The sequence below is a fragment of the Kribbella sp. NPDC051952 genome, assembly GCF_040680855.1.
Taxonomy (GTDB): domain Bacteria; phylum Actinomycetota; class Actinomycetes; order Propionibacteriales; family Kribbellaceae; genus Kribbella.
In genome coordinates, this window is sequence record NZ_JBFAXQ010000002.1 from 358,832 (window position 1) to 380,059 (window position 21,228).

The following is a 21,228-nucleotide window of genomic DNA, read 5'->3' on the forward strand; positions in this document are numbered from 1 at the left end:
AAGGCATGACTGTTGAGGAGATGGATCGACTGATCCGCGCTTACGACGGACTCCGGGTACTCGAAGCCCAAGAGGATCTGTTCTACCTGTACGACCCGGCCGCCGACCTGCCGCCGGAGCGGCAGCAGCCGTTCGCCACCATCGTCACCGGCGACCACTACGAGCAGGTATCCCGGCTGGACGAGCCCGATGCCTGGCGGCTCAACATCGGGCTGACCAAGCCGACGTACGCGTCGTTGTTCGGGTCGGTGCCGACCGAGCGCGACGCAGACTGGGTGCTGGATTCCGGCCATGACTACTCCGAACGCGACAAGCTGATGCCACATCCGTTCTACGCCGCCCAGCACTGGGTGTGCATCATCTCCCCCACCGAGTTGGCGCCGCTCCAGCCGCTGCTCGACGAGGCGTACGAGTTCGCCGCCCGCAAGTATGCGAACCACCAGGCCCGGCAAACGTTGTGAACGTTGCGGTCGTGTTGCGGGTTCGCACATAAGGCAGGTCTGACCCCCGGTTGGGATGAGCGCGGAACCTAGCCTGTCACGCAGGGTAGATCGGCAGGACCATTGCGTGAGGCAACCGGGCCTTGCGCTGACTCGAGGGAGTTCCGCCCATGTCCCCGAAGATTCGTAGACCACGTGCCGTGCTGGGAGCGGTCGCCGCTTCGGCGCTCGCCGTCACCGGCATCGTCGCCACCGCGGCCGGCAGCGATGCGTCTGAGCCGGCCACCGTGTCGATCCGCGGCGCCGGCAGTTCGAACGCGATCCCCGGCAGCTACATCGTCGTACTCAGCGGCACCCGTTCGCAGGCCCAGACCCGGGCCACCAACGCGACCCTGGCGAGCAGCTACGACGTCAAGGTGCGCGATCAGTACGACGCCTCGATCAAGGGCTTCTCCGCGTCCATGAACGAGGACCAGGCCAAGAAGCTGGCCGGTGACAGCCGGGTCGCGTACGTCCAGCAGAACCAGAAGATCACCGTCGCCCAGGACGACCCGCCGTGGGGCCTGGACCGGGCCGACCAGCGTGACCTGCCGCTGGACAAGAAGTACGAGGCCGCCAGCACCGCCGAGAACGTGAACGTCTACGTGATCGACACCGGTATCTACGCCGCGCACAAGGACTTCGGCGACCGCGCCTCGGTCGGCACCGACACGGTCGGCGACGGCCAGAACGGTGTGGACTGCATGGGCCACGGGAGCCATGTGGCCGGCACGATCGCAGGCTCGACGTACGGTCTGGCCAAGGGCGCCAAGGTGTTCGGCGTCCGCGTGCTCGACTGCAAGGGTTCGGGTTCGACCGAGTCAGTGGTGGCCGGCATCGAGTGGGTGACCAAGAACGCGAAGAAGCCCGCGGTGGCGAACATGAGCCTGGGCGGCGGCGCGGACGACGCGCTGGACGCGGCCGTGAAGGCGTCGGTCGGCTCCGGTGTCACCTACGCCGTTGCTGCTGGCAACGAAAGCGCGGATGCCTGCCAGGGTTCGCCGGCCAAGGAGCCGTCGGCGATCACCGTCGGCGCGACCGACGACGCGGACCAGAAGGCGTCGTTCTCCAACTGGGGCAAGTGCGTCGACCTGTTCGCACCGGGCGTCGACATCACCTCGGTCGGCATCACCGACCCGGACGCGACCGCCAAGATGAGCGGTACCTCGATGGCGACTCCGCACGTCGCCGGTGGGGTCGCGCTGTACCTGGCCGACCACCCGGACGCGACGCCGGCCGATGTCGCGACCGCGCTCGTCGGCGCCTCGACACCGGGCAAGGTGGGCGAGCCCGGCGACGGTTCCCCCAACAAGCTGCTGTTCGTCGGCAAGGTCGACCCGGCGCAGAACTGAGCTGAAAGCTGAAGGGCCCGGCCAGTGTGCCGGGCCCTTCGGTTGTGTTCAGGCAGACTGCACGATGTTGCTGCCTTCGACCGCGACGCTGACCGCGGGCAGCGGTGCGGTCGCCGGGCCGTTGGCAACGCTGCCGTCGGCGATCTTGAAGCGGCTGCCGTGGAACGGGCAGACGATCTGGCCGTTCTCGACCGACCCGACCGGGTTGCCCTGGTGGGTGCAGATCGCGGAGAAGCCCTTGTACTGACCCGCGGTCGGCTGGGTCACGACGACCTTCGCGTCCGCGAACACCTTCCCGCCACCGACCGGTACGTCGGACACGGGACCGAGGACCGTGCCTCCGCCGGCCGGCGCGCTCGAGGACGGGGCGCTGGACGACGGCGCCGTACTGGTCGGGGCCGAGCTCGAGCCGGTCGCGGACGGCGCCGAGCTGGAGCCGGTGCTCCCGCCCGCGTCGTCGCTACCACCACAGGCAGCGAGGATCGGGGCGCTGGCACCCGCGAGGGCGGCGATCGCCGCGCAGCGGAGCACCGACCGCCGGTCACGCAGATTGTCGGGCGCCGGTTGCGGCGTCTGCTGCGGAGTGGTTGGTGCCATCGTGTCATCGCTCATGAATCTGGACCTCCAGGAGCCTGCGGGGGCAAGTAGTTGAACGCTCTGCAATCTTTGTAGCCGACCCCTCCAAAGCGGGCCGGTACCGGGTCAAACGACCGGATGACCGGTTCGGTTCAACGGTCGCCGGATTCAACCGCTGTTTGAGAGTTTGCTGGCAGTCAGCTGACAGCGCGGGTGACCGTCTCGACCACCCGGGCGGCCAGGTCCAGGACCGCGCGCCGCGTCTCGGCCTGCAACTGCTCGGAGTACAGCGGCCAGGACTGGGCGATGTGGGCGTCGTACGGCAGCAGCACCGGCTCGAGACCGCGCTGGCGGAACGCACTCGCCAGCCAGCCGACCGATCTCGGGTCGACGTTCTGGACCAGGCTGATCACGACCACGCCTCGGGACAGCAGGACGTCCTGACCGGCCTGAGTGAGCTGGTCGAGCTGTTGGAGGCAGTAGTTCGCGACATGGTCGACCGACGGGATCACGATCACCGCGCAATGCCCGGAGGACGCCATCGCACTGCTGATCGGATCGAACATCGTGTCCGGGCAGTCCACGACGGCAAGGCCGACGTTCCGGGTGCCCTCGAGCTGGGCCTGGGCGAGCGTGGACCGCAGCGAGTCGGGGTCGGGGTCGCTGCGGACCAGGCGGACGCCTTCGACCGGGCCTGACCCGACGGTCTGCTCGAGGCGGCGGGACAGCTCGGCACCATTCGGATCCACGTCGACGGCGACCACACCGTCGGAGCGCTGGGCGGCGAGCATGGTCGAGAGCAGTGCGGTGACTGTCGACGTACCGGCGTTGAGGACCGGGCTGAGGACGCCGATGCGGCGCATGATCGCGATCGGGCGGCGGATGGTGGCGATGTCGTCGACGTCGCGCTGCATCCGGCCGGACGCACCGACCAGGTACGCCGCCTCGGACGCGATCTTGCGGAACCGGCGGAAGACGGACTCGCCTTCTTGCTCGGGTGGGAGCGGCGTACCGATCTGGTCCGACTGTGGGGTCGGCGGCGGTCCCCAGGCGGCGTCGGGAGCCGGTGGATACTGCTGCTCGTACGGCGGGTACTGCTCGTACGGAGGCGGATATTGCTCGTACGGCGGAGGGGGTGGCGGCGGCGCGTACTGCTGGTCGTAGGGACCGGGCTGGTACGGAGGCGGCTGCTGCTGGTAGCCCTGCGGCGGGTAGTACTCCTGCGGCGGATACTCCTGCGGCGGGTACTGGTTCGGTGGGTACTGCTGCGGCGGTGGCTGCTGCTGATACGGCTGCTGCTCGTACTGCTGCGGCGGCGGAGGCTGCTGGGGCGGAGGCTGCTGGGGTGCCGGCTCAGCCTGCGGCTGGGCAGGTTGAGGTGATTCGGCGGGGTCGGGTTCTCCAGCGGGTGGTTGTTGCGCCTGCATCCGGCGCAACATGTCACCCTGCCAGTCAGATTCAGTCATTCCATCCGGTCAGAACTTGTGCAGCAGGTTGGTGTAGACGCCGAACACTCCCAGCGCCAGCGGCACCGTCACGATGATCGCGCCGACCTCAAGATAGTCCAGCAGTTGCGTCAGCCGCGCGCGGACATGCTCCGCCGGTGCGAAACCGAGACCGAACGCGCAGAACATCGCCACCAGCACGAGCAGGCCGAGCGCGATGAACGCACCGCCCTGACCGTTGATCGCCGCGATCAGCACGCAGCCCGACACGATCGTGAACGCGGCCGCGAACAGTACGGCAACCTCGCTCACCAACGGGTACAACCGCGACCGCGACGCCAGCAGGAACGCCAGCACCAGCGCCAGCGCGACCGCCCAGCCGCCACCGCCGCGCAGCAGCATGATCCCCGCCACCGCCGACGACACCGCGATCGGCACGGTCGCCAACGCCAGCCCCAGGTGTGCCGCGTTCAGCGCACTCTGTACGTCGCCACGCAAGATCTCCTGCCCCGCGGCACGCTTGTCGTCGAGGCCCGACAATCCCGACAACGCCAGCGCCATCCGCGGCAGCAACCCCAGCAACAACACCGCCAGCAGGGCAGCGAGCGCTCCCACCCGGTCGTCCGCCAGCCCTGTGCCGACGCCGACCATCCACACCGCGACGAACAGGATCGCCGTCGCCCCCGCGACCACCCCGCCGCCGGCGACCCCGGCCGCGGCATACAACAACGGCCCGAACGCCAGGCACAACGCCCCGACCGTGATCACCAGCCCGACATCCCACCCCCCGTCCAGCGCCCAGAATCCGATCGCCAGTGCCAGCAGCACCGTCGCGACGGTGACCAGCGGGATCGAGACCACCTTGTTGCCCGCCCGGCCGAGCGCGATCCCCACGAAGGAACAGATCGCGGCCACCACGAGCAGGATCGCCGCGGTCACCCCGTTCGGCGCGGCGACCAGCAGCGACACCGCGCCGGCAATGATCGAGAACACCAGGCCCGCTCCGGCGAGGACACGGCGATGTTGCGGCTTGAACGCCGTACCCCGGCGCTTGAGGTCCTCGACAGCTTCTTCCGTCACGTCGTACACGGTCGGTGGCGGCGGGAGCTCGCCTTCGGAGGCCAGCCGCAGGACCGTGCCGTCGATGATCTGCGCGGACGCAAGGGTGCCGTCGGGCGGGACCAGTACGCCGGTCGCGGTGGTGAGGAACCGCCGCTGCGGCGTCTGCTGCAACGGCTCGTCGAGCATCTTCAGCAGGTCGGGCAGCAGCGTGCCGAGCGGCTGATCGGTCGGCAGGACCGCGTCCAGGCGGCGACGTTGACCGACGACCGTCACCCGGCTGTAACCGCTCATTGCTCAGTGCCCCTGTTCGCGACGTGCTGCGGGTTCGATGCTTCGGACGGAACGAGTTTGTCCATCACCATTCGGTATTTCTCCCAGTCGTCGGGCTGATGCCCGTCGCCGAGCGGGTACCACAGTGCCGACGCCTGGGCCGGGCCGATGGCCAAAGCCTTCGGAACACCCTCGATCGTGAGCACGTCGGAGAGGTCGCGCCCGCGCCAGGCCTCATGACCCGCGGCGACGCCGATCGGAGCCGGCACTCCGACGAAACGCGGCGTGTACGTGCCGTCGGCAGCGCCGTAGGCTCCGATGGCCATCGCCGAGATCAACGTGAAGTCGTCGGCGACCGAGTCGATCAGCGTGCCCACCTCGGACGTGGACGGGAAGTCCCTCGCGGGCTGCGCAACGGACAGTGTGACGGTCTCGTCGACACCGGACTGGGTCCTGCGAATCTCGATCGTTCCCACCACCGGCTTGACGCCGTCACCCGCCGGCCCGGACACCACCAACCAGCTCGGCCGCGGTGCGCGGCCCCGGCAGAACTCCGTCACCGCCGCCCGGCTCCAGGGCTGCGTGACCGGCTCCGACGTCGACCAACCGCTCGGACCGCCACCGGAGGTCCCGGCGAACAGCTTCTCGACGACCTGCCCGAGCTCGAGCGACTCGGTGGCCTGGTGCCGCACCCGCACCGTCAACTGGAGGTGGGCGACCACCTCGTCCTCGCTCACGAAGGTCGTGTCGATCTCGGGCTGCTCCTGGCCGGCGTCTCCGGTCAGCGCCGTGACGAACTGGTCGCCGTTCCAGCGCAGCTTGGAGCCGTTCAGACCGTCGAAGTACTCGCCGTCGGCCGCGCTGACCACCCAGCGCGAGTACGTTCCCTGGAACAGCAGGGAACGCACCGGCCAGGTGAGTCGCGAGGCGACCGGCGTGACCAGTTGAACGTCCCGGGACGAGGCCGCGGCGGACGCCATCGTGTCCGAGAGCCAGGACGACATCCCGATCACCGGCCGGTCCTGCATCACCACGACGACCTGATCGGTGATCAGGTCGGCGCCGGGGCTGAAGATCAGTTCGTTGGGCATCAGTTCTCGCTCTTTCCTGCGACCGGGGTTTCGACACCGTTCGGGGTCCAGACTCTGCCGCCGAGCCGGGCCACCAGGCCGGCGGCATACTTCTCCGCCACCTCGCGGGCTCCGTCCACGGCGGCAGCGCGGATCTCGACCCACCAGGCGGGAGTCTCCACCACGCCGACCGACGGTCCGAGCATCCGCTCGACCTCGCCGGGTACCTGGATCAGCAGCGGGATCTCGATCGAGACCAGCGGCTCGCCGTTCTCGTCGCAGAGCTGGATGACCGCACCGCTGCTGACGGCGCGCACGCCCAGGTCCGGTCCGGCGGCCGCAAGGCCGGCCAGCAGGTCGTCGGTGGACGGGCGGTGGTCGAGAAGCGCAACCAGGTCGTACGTCATGTCGTGATCCCTCCACTGCTCTGCGGACTGCCCGGGCTCGCCGGCTGCGGCGTATCGGCGACGGCGGTCTGGATGAGCTCGGGCGCGTCACCCCGCCGGACGAACAGCCCACGGCCCGGCGGGTAGTCGCCGGGGTAGGCGCCGGTGAACAACTGGCCCTCGCTCCGGTCGCCGGACAACACCAGGCCGGCCGTGCCGGACTCGAGTACGGCGGCCAGGAACGGCTCGTACATCTGCCGCGACGCACCAGACGCCCGCCGGGTCACGACGAAGTGCAGCCTGATGTCCCGGCCGGACGCGATGTACGGCAGGAACGGGTCCATCGGGGACTGGCTGCCCGCGGTCAGCAGGTCGTAGTCGTCGGCCAGTACGACGATCCGCGGACCGCCCTGACCGGCCTGCGGGATCTGGCCGGAGTCGTCCGGCATCCGCTTCGCCAGCTCCTCCGAGACGCCGCCGGCGAGTCCGGCGGCGACCCGGCCGGTCGGTGCGTAGCCACCGACGTACTCCTGCGGGACGTAGTCGCGCAGCCCACGCCGCGGGTCCATCACGGCGAACACCAACTCGCCCGGCGTGTGCTGCTCGATCAGCTGCTGGACGATCAGCCGGACGACGTTCGTCTTGCCCGACGCACTGTCGCCGAAGACGACCAGGTTGCTGTCGCGGCCGGCAAGATCCAGGTACACCGGCGCCAGCGCCCGTTCGTCCACACCGATCGGAACGACGGCCTGCTGCCGGACGTCGTCGGCGACCTGGTTCCGCGGCAACTGCAGCGGCAGGATCCGGATCTGCGGCGCCTGCGGTCCCTGCCAGGTCGAGCGGGCCGCCAGCGCCTGGTCCTCGAGGACCTCGCTCAGTCGCGCGTCGGAGGCGACTCCGTCGACCCGCGGCAGGGCCAACTGGACGAACAGCTTGCTCCCCGGAACCAGCGTCCGTCCCGGACCGGTCTTCCGCAGTACCTCCTGCAGCCGCCGGTCGATGTTCGAGTCGGACGGGTCGTTCAGCCGCAGCTCGAGCATGGTGCCGAACAGCGCCTGGTTCTGCATCCGCACGTCGTTCCAGCGCATCATCGTCGCGACCACGTGTACGCCGTAGCTGCTGCCGCGCTGCAGAATGTCCGAGATCGGCTCGTCCAGCTCGTCGAAGGCGGTCCGGATCGCGCCGAAGTTGTCGATCACCAACACCACGTCCGCGGTCGGCAGCTCCTTGATCCGGCCGGCCGCGTGGTCCTCGCGCAACGCTTCCATCGTGTCGATGCCGTGATTGCGGAAAACGCGTTCGCGCTGGTCGATCATCGTCCGGATCTCTTCGACCGTCCGGCGGATCCGCTCCCGATCGGTCCGCAGCCCCACGCCACCGACGTGGGGCAGCTGAGCGAGCGCCTGCATGCCGCCACCGGCGAGGTCGAGGGCATAGATCGCCACCTCGGCCGGGGTGTGCGTGTGTGCCAGCGACATCACCAGGGTCCGGAGCGCGGTGGTCTTGCCGGACTGCGGCCCGCCGACGAACGCGACGTGACCGCCGGCCCGGGTCAGGTCGAGGCGGTACACCTCCTGGCGCTGGTTCCGTGGGTCGTCGATCACGCCGACCGGGGGCATCATCTGCGGCGACCGGACCGCCAGCTGCAGGCCGCGATTGTCGACGTAGTCGGTCCGGCCGCCGAGACCGTCCAGCGTGCAGGCGGCCGGGAGCGGCGGCAGCCAGATCTTCAGGACCGGCTTCGCCGCGGACCGTACCTGGTCCACGAACATGTTGAGCACGGTCGGACCCGTGGTCCGCTCGGTGGCCTTGGCCTCCGCCGGCGCACTCACGAGCTCCGCGGGATCCTGCTGGTACGTCGGTACCTCGATCGGGCGCAGCTCCTCGCTGTCGTCCGCGACGACGTCCGTCGCCGGAGCCACGTACGGGCCGGAGACGTAAGCCGCCTTGAACCGCTGGTAGACGCTCGTGTCTACCTTGAGGAAGCCGAACCCCGGCAGCGGTGGCAGGTGGAACGCGTCCGTCGTGTCGAGCACGGTGCGGCTCTCCTCCTCGGAGAACGTGCGCAGACCGAGCCGGTACGACAGGTAGGTGTCGAGACCGCGGAGCGCGCCGGACTCGATCCGCTGACTGGACAGCAGCAGGTGGACACCGATCGATCGGCCGATCCGGCCGATCGAGAGGAACAGGTCGATGAAGTCGGGTCGCTGGTTCAGCAGCTCACCGAACTCGTCGATGATCACGAACAGGTGCGGCAGCGGCGCCATCTCGGGTCGTTGCCGGCGGTACAGCCGGTAGTCGGTGATGTTGGCGACGTTGCCCGCCTCCTTCAGCACCTCCTGGCGGCGCTGCACCTCACCTGCGAGGCTCGCGTACGCACGCTCGATCATGCTCGCGTCGTCCTGCAGGTTCGTGATGATGCCGGCCACGTGCGGCACCCCCTCGAACGGTGCGAAGGTCGCGCCACCCTTGAAGTCCACCAGGACCAGCGCCAGGTCGTCCGGGGTGTGGGTGGAGAGCAGTGCCATCACCATCGTCCGCAGTACTTCGGACTTGCCGGAGCCGGTCGCACCGATGATCAGGCCGTGCGGTCCCATGCCCAGCTGGGCGGACTCCTTCAGGTCGACGAGCGTCGTACTGCCGTTGTCGTCGAGACCGATCGGGACCCGGAGGAAAGCTCGCTCGGCCCGCGGCTGCCAGAGCTTCCGGAAATCGAGTTTGGCGACATCGGTGATGTCGAGCAGGTCGAGGAAGTCGACGTTCTCGAGCTGGACGTCCTGCTCCTGCGACTCGGCAGACAGCCGCAGCGGCGCCAGTTCACGAGCGATGCCCTCGGTGAGGGCCGCGTCGATCTGGTCGACCTGGCCGGCGGCGGTCAGCGGGTACTGGCCCCGAAGGTCCTCCACCTGGACGTCGTCGCCGTACACCGTGATCCGTATCGTCACCGAGCTCGGTTCCTGGACCCGGTCGGACACCAGGTGCAGCACGGTGACCCCGAGCTCACCGGGCAGGATCGTGTCGTCGGCCTGCGGCCGGACTTCGGTCGCCACCTGGCCGTAGGTGTCGTGAAGAACCAGCAACCGCTGGGTGAGCCGGCGCCGGTCCTGGTAGTCGACGGAGCCGCGCCGCGACTCGGTGGCCCACTGCACCCGTTCGGTGAGATCGGCGGACAACAGTGCCGACAACTGGGCCGGGCCGCCGGCGATCCGCCGGAACGGCGCCGCGCCGAGCCTGCGCTCGTCGTCCTGCACGTGCGGAAGCCAGGTGAGCCATTGCCAGTCCGCCTGCGACTGCGGCGTGAAGGCCGCCGCCATGGCGACGTCATGAGGTGCATGCCAGACCGCGGACTGGACGAGCAGCGCCTGCGCGACCCGGACCACGCCCTCGCGGTCGCCGACGATGCTGACATTTCCGACATGGTCCAGCGGCACCGTCAGCGGCATCTCCGGGATCAGTGTGAAGCGCCGTACCAACGCGTTGGCCTCGGCCATCATGAACTGGTCCGGCGGTTCCATCGCCGAACCCGACTGGCCCACCACCGCCGGCACGACCGGTACCCGGCCGGTGCCACACCTCAGCTGCAGGAAGTCGCCGTCGGTCCGGCGCCGTTCCCACAGCCTCGAGACGTCGCTGACGCAGTCCAGCAGCGCGTCCGGCGGTGGATTCAGCTCCACCGCTTCGGCGCGGGCCCGGCGTTCCTCTACCGAGAACTCGTCCCGCAACCGTTCGAGGTAGTCCAGGTAGCGGGTTCGCTGGTTCTTGCGCTGCTTGCCACCGCTCCCCCGGCCGGCGAGCATCCCGCCGAACATCCCGAGCACGGTGACGACCGCCATGGCGATGCCTACCATCAGAATCGGCCCGGACCGCCCCATGGTCATCATCACCATCGAGCCGACACCGCCGATGGCCGGCATGACCTGCATCAGCGAGCTGCCACCGGACTTGCCGCCCGCGCCACCAAGCGTCGGCGCGGGCTCGATGACACGCTGTTGCTGGGCCGCGGGGGCTGACGTGCGACGCGCGGGGCGATGCACGATCCGGCTTGCCACTAGGGTTTCCTCCGCTGACTGCGCGCGATAGCGCGGGAACACGTACTCACTTGACGAACGTCCGAAAGACCATACCGGCGGGAGAGGCCAGAGGATGACCGACGCGACCGAAGGATCCGTTGTGGTACAGGCGATCGCGGAGCTGGCACCCCTCTGGCTACCGGGCTGCGAGGTCGACACCGAGGAACGCACGGTCGAGGTCGGCTGGGGCCACGGCGCCCTGCAGATGTCGGCTGTCGTCGGCCTCCGTGAGATCGTCGATCGTTGCCTTCAGCTACCACAGCAGCTCTGGGCCGATCAGATCGAGGCGTGGCTGCGCGCGGTCGTCGCGGAAGGCGAACTCGCCACCGAGGAACACCGGTTCGGCGACGTCGCCGAACGGCAGCGAGCGCTGCTGCTCCAGCGTGGCTGGTCCGCCCGGACGGCGGGGCCGGTCGCCGACGCTTTGATCCCGTTCGGCGATCACTTCGAGGTCGTGGTGTTCATCCGGACCGGGGCGGACCTGCGCCGGCTGACCGTCGTACGGCGTTCGATGCTGGGACTCGGGGATCCCGGCGTGCCGTCGCCGGTACAGCTGAGCTTCGACGAGATCGCGGACCTCCGCCCGGTCGAGCACGACGGCTTCTCGGTGCTCAGCCGGGACAACGATCCGCTGGTCTCGATGGCGCTGGTCGACCGGGAGAACCTGCTCCCGCTGGCAGCTGTCGGATCCGGCGTACTGGTCGGTGTGCCGAGGTTGAGCACGGTCGCCTACTGCCCGGCGGACGCCGGCCAGCCGACCGCCGACGAACTGGCCCGCTTCGTCGCCGACACCTACCGTGGCGCGTCGGACCAGTGCAGCCCGGACCTGTACTGGCTGCAAGGCGATCAGATGGTCCAGGTGCCCGTCACGCTCGCCACGCCGCCGACCGTCATGCTGCCGGCAGCCCTCAAGCCACAGCCGCGACGCACCTGGCTCCGTCATCTCTTCGGTCATGTCTTCGGTCGCTGACTATCGGCCGCTGGCCGAAGCGCTCGGCGACTGGCTCGTGGTGGAACTGCTCGGTGACGGCGCGACCGGTGCGGTGGTCTGGGCCGGCTGGTTCTTCTGGTTCTCCTTCGCCTGCGACGATTTGAAATAGGAGACACCGGCGCAGCCGGCGCACGCGACAGCGCCGATCAGCACGCTCGCGAAGAGCTTTCCGGTCTGCTCGTGCAGCGTGTTCCGGGCTCGCTCGGCCCCGAACAGCCAGGTCTCCCGCAGCCGCCGGCGGCGTACGGCGACGGACTCGATGACCTGAATGCCGTAGTTCCCCGACATCTCAGCCTTCCTTCTTCGCTTGCATCATGCTGATACCCAGTCACGCCAGAGGGCGGCGTCCGGCACGTCGATCGACGTACCCGGCGGGAACTCCTGAACCCCTCGGCCCGGACGGTACGCCGCGACCAAAGTGTCGATGTCGTGGCAGAGCAGCATCGCCACCTCCGGCCGGAGCTGGACCAACCGGTCGAAGACCAGCCGCGCCTCCTGCAGTTGCGCCGCGGCATCCTCGCCGAGCCAGATGTCGATCTCGACCGGATAGTCGTCGATCGCCTGGACGTCCTCCGGATCGGCGTCGGGCTCGACGTGGTGGTTCGGGCGGACGACATATCCGAGTACGCCGTCGACGGTCCGGGCCGGACCACGCAGACCGTACTCGTCCGGGCCGGCGCCGGACTGGTCCGGGATCGGCTCCAACCCGAGCAGGTCCCGCAGCAGCGTCGCCTCCGCTTGCGCAGTCGAACCCGACTGCAGGAAGAAGTTCTCTCGCGCCGCCATCAGTTCTCCTTAACAAACGTGACCATCCGGCCGTCGCCCAGGATCACGTGGACCTTGGCGGCAACCCTGGCGCCAGGCTGGCCGAGTGCGCGCCGGTAGGACGTCGCGGCGACGTCCTCGGTGAGCCCCACGCCCCGGCCGTCGATGACGATCTCACCGGCTTCCTCGACCTGGGTGCTGGCGTCGTTGATGTTCCGCTTGATCGCGTTGCCCAGGTTCTTGGCGCTCGTCGACGGCGTCTTGAACTCGGTCATCGCGCCCTCGTCGGACGGATCCTTACGCACCATCGCCTCGGGGTTCTTGAGGTGCTCCTTGGTGTGATCCTCCGGCCGTGCGTCGACCCGCCAGCCCTCGTCCGCCAGTCGAGCGGCGACCGCGGGCTCCCCGTGGATGAACACGTTGTCCGGGTCATGCACACCCGCCGCGAACGCATCCCCGAGCGGCCGGTGATGGAACGCCGGATCAAACCCACTCCTCCGGCTCACGCCGTACGCAGGATCCCCCGCCCGCCACCCCTGCCCCTGCGGCTGTCCCTGATGCGGCTGCCCCTGATGCGGCTGCCCCTGATGCGGCTGCCCTTGGTACGTCTGCCCTTGGTACGGCTGCTGCCCATGGGGCGGCTGACCTTGGTACGGCTGCCCCTGATGCGGCTGCCCTTGGTACGGCTGCTGGTGCGGTGGCTGTCCTTGGTACGGCTGCTGGTGTGGTGGCTGTCCTTGGTACGGCTGCTGGTGCGGTGCCTGTTGCCGTGGCTGCTGACCTGGGTGCGGAGGTTGCCCCTCGTAACGCTGCTGACCCGCATGCGGAGGACGACCTTGCACCGGCATCTGACCAGGGCGAGGCTGCTGCCCCTGATACGGCTGCTGCCCGGCATGCGGCCCTGGACCCTGCGGCGACTGACCGTACGGCGGCGCCTGCGGCTGCCGGTGCTCCGGATCCACATGCCCCGTCGGCCCGAACGACTCCGGCTGCTCGTGTCCACGACCCGGCTGAGCATGCGGCTGCTGACCCGTCGGCCCAAACGACTCCGGCTGGTACGGCTGGCGCCCATCCCCCGGATGCTGCGGCTGCCCGTAACCCGGCTGCCCCTGCGGCGCCCGATCACCCGACGGACCAAACGACCCCGGCTGCTCGTAACCCGGCTGCTGCGGCTGGTTGTAGTTGGGTTGCCCCTCCGGCGGCCGATGACCCGGCGGACCGAACGACCCCGGCTGCTCGTAGCGCGGCTGCTGCGGCTGGTTGTAGTTGGGTTGCCGCGGCTCGTTGTAGTGCGGCTGGTTGTAGTTGGGTTGGTGTGGGCGGGGTGCCGGCTGTTGGTGGTTGTCGGGTGCGGAGGCGGGTGGTTGCTCGGGCCGGGCGGGTTCTGGCGCCTTCGGCTCGTTGAGGTGCGGCGGCTCGGCGTACCTCATGTGGTCGGCTTCGTCGACCAGCCACCGGACATCGGCGGCCGGCAGATGCGCTCCACCGCCGTGCTTCTCCATCCGCGCACCGACGATCCGGTACAGCGCCTTCGCGTCGTCGTTCGCGAAACCGTCGATCGGAAGTCCCCGCTCACGCGCGGTCCGCAGCGCCGCATGGGCAGCAGCGATTCCCGCCCCTGGTGCACCGCGACCGCCGCTCACATCGTGCGCCGTCCCGAGCAGCCTCATGTACAGGTTGTTCTTGTCGAACGAGAAGTCCGCGGCGGCCAGCAGTCTGCCGTCGCGCATGCTGACCGCGATCCGGCGTTCGGCCCCACTCGGAGCATCACCGTCGAAGACCTGCTCGAGGTACTTCCGCCCGCGGGTGACCTTCGGGTTCCGGCTTCTCTCCTGCTGTGCGATCGCCCGGGCCTGCTCCTTCAGATCCCGGATCAGGTCACCGTCGACCGAGGGATCGAGGATGCGCACCTCACCACCTGCTTCGTCGAAGCGACGCAGGAAGTTCGAGACCGCCTGCGGAGCGCGGTCCGGCACAGTCACGTGCCGGAGCCCGGGCACCCGGCCTTCGTCGGTGAGCTCGATGTGCCAGGTGTCCGTCTCGGCGTCGAACCACTTCCGCTCGACCCGGACGTGGTTCCCCGGCGGATGGACGATCTTGTCGTGGTGGTTGGTGAAGGAGATGTCCTTGCCGTGCTTCGACGTCATGTGGAACTGGACGTTGCCGGCCTGCTCGTGGGTCTTGTTCCAGGTCGTGAAGCCGCGATCCGGGATCGTCCGGCCGGGTTCGTAGCGCTTGAGGAAGTTGTCCAGGTCGCCGGGATCGACGTACTCGCCGCGCTTGACCGCTCCATGGAAGTCAGGCAGCTTGTTCAGACCCGAGGCCGCGTGCCGGATCTCGAGCTCCATGTCCGCCAGCTCGCTCGCGTCGCGTCGGGCCAGCGCCTCGTTGACGTCTGTATGGCGATAGCCGTCGGACACCCGGTCGATCGCTCGCATCTCCGGATCCGAGACGTTGCGGGCGTCCGGCCGCTCCTCCCGCCACCTTCTGAACGTCGTCCGCTCGTGCCCGCTGATCTTCGGCAGGTCGCGGAAGTCGTGTTCATGGCCGGCGACTCGGTAGTCCGGGTCGCCGATCTCGTGGCTGAACTTGCGCAGCGCTTCGGCATGTCCCGATGCGAGCTCACTGCGAGACCGCGACGGAGTCGGATCCGGCGCAGAAGGCCGCTCACCGGTGGGCATCGCGTCCCGTGGGATCCGCTGAGTCGCATCCGGATCAGGCCACTCATGCCGCGGCTGCCCATGCCCTTCCCGCCCCCGAGGCCCAAACGCCTCCTGAGGCTGCCGCGGACGCTGGGCATACGGATCCTGCGGACGCTGCGGATGCGGTTGCTGCGGCGGACGCTGGGCGTACGGATCCTGCGGACGCTGCGGGTGCGGCGGCTGCTGGGCGTACGGGTCCTGCGGACGCTGCGGATGTGGTTGCTGCGGACGCTGGGCGTACGGGTTCTGCGGACGCTGCGGGTGTGGCGGCTGGTGGGTGTGTGGGGGTTGAGGGTGAGGAGTCGGTGAACCGAGTGGGCGGGTGGGGTCTTCCTGCATCCATTCGGGGCGCCGGATTCCGTCCCCGGCAGCGCGATGCGACGGGCCGGACGGCCCGAACGGCTCCCGGCCGACAGCGTCCGGGACAGACTGCGAACCGTGCGGACCGAACGGGACCTCGGGATGTGAGCCGTGCGGGCCGAACGGCACCTGGGAACCGTGTGCCGCGCCGGACTCGTTCAGGAAGCGGGTCTGCGACGCCGGCAGGTCGGTAGGTAGACGCGCCGGGCCTTCCCAGACCCCACCGGGCTCGCGTACGGCGAAGTCGAGGTTCTGGATGTTGGACGCCAGCGGAACCCGGTCGCCGTCCTTGACCATGTCGCGCTGGATCGCCTCCAGCTGCTCCGGACTGCCCTCCGGCAACTCACGCGCGCGTGCCGACGGCTGCCCGTCGATCCACTTGAGCTTGCCGTCCAGGTCGACCACTGCGGCGAACCGGTGACCGCCGCCCCCGACGTACGAAACGCCGATGTTCGCGTGGGTGCCCACCGGCCTGCCCTGCAGGGCGTCACGGACCTTCTGGTACGCCTGCTGGTCGATCTCGAAGTCGCCGTCGCGACCCGGCGGCCGGGTGAACTTGCTCGCCTCCGGGAAGTCTCGCAGCCCCATCCACTCGAGAGTCGTGTCAGCGAACTCCCCGGTCGCGAACTTGTTGCCGCGGGCCAACCGCGGCGACTCGCCGTTGAAGATCTCGCAGAGGGCGCGGGTGACGTCCGGACAGTTCGTCATGTACACGCGCCCGAAGACGTTGTCGGGGTTCAGCTTGTGGATCCAGCGGAACAGGCTCTTCAGCGGATGTCCGCCGACAGCATCCTGCAGCTCGAACTTCGCCGGGTCCGTCTCGGGTACGTCGGTGTGCCCGGAGTCGACCAGGTGCCGGGGCTTGTTCGGGGCCGGCTGCAGGTGTTCCGGCTTCAGTGGGTCGATCTCCTGCTGACGCCTGAGCGGGTGGTCGTACTGCGGATCGTTCCCGGCGTCGTGCTGCTTTCCGGCAGCGGCGTCGTGCTGCTTTCCGGCAGCGGGGTCGCTCGGCTTCTTCGGGTCAGGCGTACGTGCGGGACTCTCCGAGCCGGAGTGGTGTCCGGGCGCCGATCCCGTCGGGCCGAACTCGTGCTCGGGAGAATCGGTCCGGTCGACGGTGTGCGGGTCGTGCGGCGCCGGCCGGCTCGGGTCGTAGTTCGGGTCGTGCCACGACGGGGTCGTGCCTTCGGGCGTCCGCTCCCGCGCGGGCACCGGCGCATCCGGCCGGTCGCCATCGCCGCGCTGATTCGCACCCGGCTCCTCACCACGCTCGCGAGCAGCCGGACGTTCCGGGGTGCGCTCACCGCGGGGTTCACCGTGGGATTCACGCACACGCGGGTCACCCTCACGGGGCTCACCATCACGGGGTTCACGCGTTCGCGGGTCACCCTCGCGGGGCTCACGCGGGTCACCCTCGTGGGGTTGAGGTGCACGCGGATCTGCCTCGTGGGGTTCACGTGCACGCGGGTCGCCTTCGCGGGGCTCGTGACCTTCGTGTGGGCGCGGCTCGGACGAGCCGTCACGCGTGTGTGGTTCGGCACCGTCGAGGCGCTCGCGAATGGACGGCTCCTTGCCCGCCAGCCGATCCGGAATGGATTGCCTTCGCGGAAGTACCGGCGGCTCGCCGTTGAGCCGCTCCGGGATCGACGGCTCCTTGCCGTCGAGCCGATCGGCGATCGGTCGGCGTGGCGCTCGTTCTCCCGCCGGGCGGTCACCGGTCGGACGGTCCCCTGGCGGGGTCTCCCCCGCTGGGCGCCGCGGTCCGTCTCCTGTGTGCGGGACGTGCGTACCGCCGTGCACCGGAGTCATCGGCTGCATCGGCATGACTGGCGGCACGGGCGGTTCGTCGACGTGCGGTGTCGACGGCTGAACCGGCCCGTCCTCCGGCTGCTGCGACCGGCCCGGTTCCTGACCTGTCTTCTCGGGCTCGGTCGGGCGATCCGTCGTCGACCTGCCGGGCTCCGTGCGCTCGCGCTCCGTCGTGCTGGACTCGGTGCGCCGCTCAGTCGTACGCCCGGGATGCTGGGTGGCAGTTTCGGTCGTCGTCTCGGGGCGGGTCCGACCGTCGGAGGTCGGCCTGCCTTCCTCGTGCCCCGATTCGGTCCCGTGCTCAGGTCGACGCCCCGCCGGCTCGGTGTGGGACTCCCTCGCGGTCGACCCACCCGATTCGGTCCGGCCACTCGGCGTCTGCGCCCCCGGGTCCGTCCGGCCGGCCGTCCCCGGATCGGTCCGCCCACTCGGGACCGTCGTACCGGGATCGGTCCGACCGTTCGGCACCGTAGTACCGGGATCGGTCCGACCACTCGGCACCGTAGTACCCGGATCCGTCCGACCACTCGGCACCGTCGTACCCGGATCCGTCCGACCACTCGGCACCGTAGTACCCGGATCCGTCCGACCACTCGGCGTCGTCGTGCCCGGTTCGGTGCGACCGACCGGCGTGACCGGTGGTGGCGTGTGCGGGCTCGGAATCTGCGTGACCGGCGGTACCAAGGGTTCCGGAGAGTTCGGATGCGTCGACCCGGGCGTCGTCGTGATCGGGTCCGCCGGCGAACCTGGATCGGTGTGCGCAACCGGCGCGTGCGGCGTCGTCAGATCGCCCGGCCCGGTGGGTGTCACCACCGGATCGACGGTCGGTGTGTGAGTCGTCGGTACCGAGGTGTGCCCGGTCGGCACCTCGATCCCCGGCTGCACCGGCCCGTCCCCGGTCCCGTGCACCGCCGGTACGTCGACCTTCGGCACACCCTCCATCTTGAACGTGTGACCGACGATCGGGATCTTCGAGAGCCCCTCGACCACGGAGCTCACCTTCGGGATCTTCATCACGAGTCCGAGCGCCCCGTCGTGCATGGCGACCCGGGTGGTGCGCAGGGCGTTGACCGCGCTGATTCCCTTCTCCACCAGCGGGGCGGCTTTGCCGAACTTCGCCGCCATGGCCGCGCCCTTGGCCTCGCCGATCACACCGCCGCTCGCGACCGTGGTCACCACGTTGGTGAGCACCGTCCCGAACGCCTTGCCGGGATTCTCGCTCCACTCGTCCCAGGCGGCGAAACCCTTCAGCGTCGCCACTCCGGTTTCCCCGAGGTCCTTCACCCAGTCCGGCCGGGTGTCCTTCCCGGAGACCATGTCGTAACCCCACCAGCCGAGCAGCACCGGCGCCGCGACGATCGTGGCCCCGAGCTTCGCTACGCCCTTCCATCCGTCGGCCGAGTCCTTGAAGGTCGGCATCTTCCACCCGAGGGTGTGGTCCGCCCAGTCCCGGACGCCCGGGATCTCCGCGATCAACGGGAGGACCGGAACTAGGGTCAGAAGCCCTCCTACGGTCTCGGTGATCGCGACAGCAATCCCCTCGAGTGCGCCCCCGAGGAAGTTGCCCACATCCTGGTACCACGGGTAGTCCCGCTCCTCAGGGCTTCCCCAGGGCGGAGGCGGCGGCTTCTTGCCGTTCAGCATGTCGATGACCATCTGGTCACGCTGTTCGTCTGTCATGGGGGGCGGCGGTGGCGGTGTCTCACCTTCGTGCAGACCGTTCGCCTGCCACCGGCGGCCCCCGTACAGCCCCGCGATCGCGTTGGCCGCGTTCAACGCCAACTCGGGAAGGCTCCCCGCGTCGCCGGCCCGTTTGAAGCCCTTGTAGTCACCGCCGCCGGCGTTGCCGGTCATGATCATCGAGACGTGGCCGACCAGCGTGTTGTTCTCGTCGATCACCCACTGGTCGTTCTGCCAGTCGGGGTTGCCGTTCTTCTTCGCCTGCAAGGTATAAGCCCGGGCGCGGAGGTCCCGCAGTTGCACCGCGAAGTCCCGAAGCCCCCCGGCGAGTCCGGACAGTACGTGCGCCACCTGCGGAAGCTTCGGTCCGAACTGGCCGAGATTGTCCTCGACCCGCTGGGTCGAATGCACCAACTGATCCCGCTCCGGCGCCTGGTAGCAATTGTTCAACTGCTTGAACGCACCGTTGACGTCGGCGCCTACCTGCGTGAACTTCGGGCCGAGCCCGTCCAGCGGTCCGAGGCTCTGCTCGATCAGGCCCGCCATTTGAAAGACCGCTTCAACGGGGATGCCTTCGGGTTGGATCATGCGACTAGTCCTTGATCAAGACGGCGACGTGGGCTCTGGACCGCGGGCGAGGGGAGGCGATGGACGACGGGACGGCGATGGTCAGCGCTGCGCTCGAGCGGCAGCCAGTACGTCGTCGAGTCGCTGCTGGCTGGGTGCGAACGAACTGATGCCGTGATCGGCGACCAGGAAGACCTGGTTGGCGTAACCCGGCGGGACGAACACGAGGAACTCCGCCCGCCGCTCGACCGACCAGGCCGCGAGTTCGTCGGCACTCACCGGGAACTCCGGATCCTGCCGACTCAGCCAGTCGGCCAACCGAGCACGGCCCGCGACACCCTCGGCCTCGGACACCGACTGTCCGTCGGTCCCTACGGCGTCCGTCGGCTGCTGCTCCGTCATTCGGCCCGGTTCCCGCCGTGATTGCGGCGCGCGGAGCCCGGCGGCGGTGGAATCTCGCCGTTGGCGGCCGCCCGCTGCGCGTTCTGCGCCATCTCGACCTGACCGTTCTGGTACGCCGTCGTCGCGTTGACGGCACCGGTCATCGAGGCGCCGATCTGCTTGATCGACGACTCGAGACTGGGCTGCCAATGCACGGCGAACTCGCCGAGCGAAGCGGCCACCAACTGCAGCGCCCCGAGATCCGCTGGCGGCTTGCCCAACCCCTGCATCAGGTCGTTCAAGGTCGTCCCGTAGTTCTTGACCAGGTCGTCCAGCGGCGTCGCCGCCGCCTCGGTCTTCTTCAGGACGGTGATCACGCCCTGCGGGTCGATGTCCCAGTCCACGTCAGCCGCCGATGTTGTCGACCGCCGACTGCGCCTTCTTCATCGTGGCGGCAGCGGTCACGTCGTTGGCAGCCATCGTCGACTCCAGCGCCGCGATGACGGACAGCGTCGAGTTGGCAGCCTTGTCGAATCGGCCCTCGACCGCTCGGTAGGCATCGGTCACGGCGCCCGCCGACGCGTCGGCCAGTGCCGCCTGCACATTTCGGCGGTGACCGGCGATGAGGGCCTCGATCTGCCCGGACAGTCGCTTGATGGTCGCCTGCACCTCGCCCGAGGCGCCGGTGTCGTAACTGTTGCGGTTCGCCATCGTCGGATCCTCTCTCTCAGCGCTTGCCGAACCGGGCGCCGTCGAAGTCGGCGGCTCCCTGGTTCTTCTTGGCGGTGTCGGCCATCTCGGTGTCACCACCGCGGAACGCGGTGTCCATGCCGGACTGGCCTTCGGTGATGCGGCCCATCCCGGCGTTCAGGTCGGCCGCGATGTTGTCGACATTCGCCTTGAAGGCGTCGAACATCTGCTTGCCGGCGCCATTCATCTTGCCTTCCAGCGGCTGCGCCGCGGCGACCAGTTGCTTGACCAGACCACCGAGGTCCTGGGTCCCGCTCGAGGTTTTCTTGGCCAGCTGGCTCAGGGTCTCCTGACCCATGTCCCAACGTCCGGTCACAACTCTCTCCTTCGCAATGGATTCACGCCGCAACACAACGATAGACGGATCTCCGGGTCACCTCGTTCCGCCTACAGGGCAGGCGAATCCCTACTCCAAAATGCTTGATATCGGCAAGCATTTCGATCCTGATGGAAACCTTGCCGTACCGGCAGGCCTGTGCCTTACCACTACCGCCGCCCAGACGCAGTGCGGGG

At 69.0% G+C, this 21,228-nt stretch carries 16 protein-coding genes; 3 read left to right on the plus strand and 13 right to left on the minus strand.

Annotation, left to right across the window (positions count from 1 at the left end):
• Positions 1–5 precede the first annotated feature (5 nt).
• Both AB0L70_RS06360 and AB0L70_RS06365 read left to right on the plus strand, forming a co-directional pair.
• On the plus strand, positions 6–461 hold the full coding sequence (locus tag AB0L70_RS06360; RefSeq protein WP_363680643.1) for a DUF6194 family protein: 456 nt from the start codon (positions 6–8) through the stop codon (positions 459–461).
• Positions 462–610: 149 nt separating this feature from the next.
• Entirely contained in the window at positions 611–1,831 is a 1,221-nt protein-coding gene (locus tag AB0L70_RS06365) for a S8 family peptidase (RefSeq protein ID WP_363680645.1), read from the plus strand.
• Between the two features lie 48 nt (positions 1,832–1,879).
• Here AB0L70_RS06365 and AB0L70_RS06370 read toward each other — a convergent pair whose 3' ends face one another.
• From AB0L70_RS06370 to eccCa, 6 genes are all read right to left on the minus strand, one after another.
• Positions 1,880–2,443, minus strand: a complete 564-nt coding sequence (locus tag AB0L70_RS06370; RefSeq protein ID WP_363680647.1) for a Rieske (2Fe-2S) protein — start codon at positions 2,441–2,443, stop codon at positions 1,880–1,882.
• Positions 2,444–2,604: 161 nt separating this feature from the next.
• Positions 2,605–3,873 (minus strand): hypothetical protein, encoded by a 1,269-nt coding sequence (locus AB0L70_RS06375; protein WP_363680649.1) that lies wholly within the window; start codon positions 3,871–3,873, stop codon positions 2,605–2,607.
• A gap of 9 nt (positions 3,874–3,882) precedes the next feature.
• A complete protein-coding gene (locus AB0L70_RS06380; protein ID WP_363680651.1) occupies positions 3,883–5,205 on the minus strand; it encodes an EsaB/YukD family protein in 1,323 nt (440 codons plus the stop codon).
• Complete coding sequence (locus tag AB0L70_RS06385) at positions 5,202–6,275, minus strand: DUF6177 family protein (protein WP_363680653.1); 1,074 nt, start codon at positions 6,273–6,275, stop codon at positions 5,202–5,204. Before AB0L70_RS06385 ends, AB0L70_RS06380 begins: the two co-directional genes overlap by 4 nt.
• Entirely contained in the window at positions 6,275–6,661 is a 387-nt protein-coding gene (locus AB0L70_RS06390) for a hypothetical protein (RefSeq protein WP_363680655.1), read from the minus strand. The genes AB0L70_RS06385 and AB0L70_RS06390 overlap by 1 nt, the downstream gene beginning before the upstream one ends.
• Positions 6,658–10,689: a type VII secretion protein EccCa gene (gene eccCa, locus AB0L70_RS06395; protein WP_363680657.1), complete on the minus strand. Its 4,032-nt coding sequence runs from the start codon at positions 10,687–10,689 to the stop codon at positions 6,658–6,660. The genes AB0L70_RS06390 and eccCa overlap by 4 nt, the downstream gene beginning before the upstream one ends.
• 94 nt (positions 10,690–10,783) lie before the next feature.
• Between eccCa and AB0L70_RS06400 the strand changes: the two genes are divergently transcribed.
• On the plus strand, positions 10,784–11,680 hold the full coding sequence (locus tag AB0L70_RS06400; RefSeq protein WP_363680659.1) for a hypothetical protein: 897 nt from the start codon (positions 10,784–10,786) through the stop codon (positions 11,678–11,680).
• Here the strand turns inward: AB0L70_RS06400 and AB0L70_RS06405 are convergent, their stop codons facing one another.
• The 7 genes from AB0L70_RS06405 to AB0L70_RS06435 form a co-directional block, all read right to left on the minus strand.
• Positions 11,681–11,989, minus strand: coding sequence for a hypothetical protein (locus AB0L70_RS06405; RefSeq protein WP_363680661.1), 309 nt, complete (start codon positions 11,987–11,989; stop codon positions 11,681–11,683).
• Positions 11,990–12,013: 24 nt separating this feature from the next.
• Positions 12,014–12,487 (minus strand): hypothetical protein, encoded by a 474-nt coding sequence (locus AB0L70_RS06410; RefSeq protein ID WP_363680663.1) that lies wholly within the window; start codon positions 12,485–12,487, stop codon positions 12,014–12,016.
• A complete protein-coding gene (locus AB0L70_RS06415; protein ID WP_363680665.1) occupies positions 12,487–19,605 on the minus strand; it encodes a hypothetical protein in 7,119 nt (2,372 codons plus the stop codon). Before AB0L70_RS06415 ends, AB0L70_RS06410 begins: the two co-directional genes overlap by 1 nt.
• A gap of 81 nt (positions 19,606–19,686) precedes the next feature.
• On the minus strand, positions 19,687–19,986 hold the full coding sequence (locus AB0L70_RS06420; RefSeq protein ID WP_363680667.1) for a hypothetical protein: 300 nt from the start codon (positions 19,984–19,986) through the stop codon (positions 19,687–19,689).
• Positions 19,983–20,369 (minus strand): DUF6507 family protein, encoded by a 387-nt coding sequence (locus tag AB0L70_RS06425; RefSeq protein ID WP_363680669.1) that lies wholly within the window; start codon positions 20,367–20,369, stop codon positions 19,983–19,985. The genes AB0L70_RS06420 and AB0L70_RS06425 overlap by 4 nt, the downstream gene beginning before the upstream one ends.
• A gap of 1 nt (position 20,370) precedes the next feature.
• On the minus strand, positions 20,371–20,676 hold the full coding sequence (locus AB0L70_RS06430; RefSeq protein ID WP_363680671.1) for a hypothetical protein: 306 nt from the start codon (positions 20,674–20,676) through the stop codon (positions 20,371–20,373).
• A 16-nt stretch (positions 20,677–20,692) separates the two neighbouring features.
• Positions 20,693–21,031: a hypothetical protein gene (locus AB0L70_RS06435; protein WP_363680673.1), complete on the minus strand. Its 339-nt coding sequence runs from the start codon at positions 21,029–21,031 to the stop codon at positions 20,693–20,695.
• Positions 21,032–21,228 lie beyond the last annotated feature (197 nt).

Excerpts from the sequence above, each read along its gene's own strand:
- AB0L70_RS06415 (WP_363680665.1), bottom strand. The coding sequence starts at position 19,605 with ATGATCCAACCCGAAGGCATCCCCGTTGAAGCGGTCTTTCAAATGGCG.
- AB0L70_RS06360 (WP_363680643.1), top strand. The coding sequence starts at position 6 with ATGACTGTTGAGGAGATGGATCGACTGATCCGCGCTTACGACGGACTC.
- AB0L70_RS06385 (WP_363680653.1), bottom strand. The coding sequence starts at position 6,275 with ATGCCCAACGAACTGATCTTCAGCCCCGGCGCCGACCTGATCACCGAT.
- AB0L70_RS06405 (WP_363680661.1), bottom strand. The coding sequence starts at position 11,989 with ATGTCGGGGAACTACGGCATTCAGGTCATCGAGTCCGTCGCCGTACGC.
- AB0L70_RS06370 (WP_363680647.1), bottom strand. The coding sequence starts at position 2,443 with ATGAGCGATGACACGATGGCACCAACCACTCCGCAGCAGACGCCGCAA.
- AB0L70_RS06380 (WP_363680651.1), bottom strand. The coding sequence starts at position 5,205 with ATGAGCGGTTACAGCCGGGTGACGGTCGTCGGTCAACGTCGCCGCCTG.
- AB0L70_RS06375 (WP_363680649.1), bottom strand. The coding sequence starts at position 3,873 with ATGACTGAATCTGACTGGCAGGGTGACATGTTGCGCCGGATGCAGGCG.
- AB0L70_RS06420 (WP_363680667.1), bottom strand. The coding sequence starts at position 19,986 with ATGACGGAGCAGCAGCCGACGGACGCCGTAGGGACCGACGGACAGTCG.
- AB0L70_RS06430 (WP_363680671.1), bottom strand. The coding sequence starts at position 20,676 with ATGGCGAACCGCAACAGTTACGACACCGGCGCCTCGGGCGAGGTGCAG.
- AB0L70_RS06400 (WP_363680659.1), top strand. The coding sequence starts at position 10,784 with ATGACCGACGCGACCGAAGGATCCGTTGTGGTACAGGCGATCGCGGAG.
- AB0L70_RS06390 (WP_363680655.1), bottom strand. The coding sequence starts at position 6,661 with ATGACGTACGACCTGGTTGCGCTTCTCGACCACCGCCCGTCCACCGAC.
- AB0L70_RS06410 (WP_363680663.1), bottom strand. The coding sequence starts at position 12,487 with ATGGCGGCGCGAGAGAACTTCTTCCTGCAGTCGGGTTCGACTGCGCAA.
- AB0L70_RS06365 (WP_363680645.1), top strand. The coding sequence starts at position 611 with ATGTCCCCGAAGATTCGTAGACCACGTGCCGTGCTGGGAGCGGTCGCC.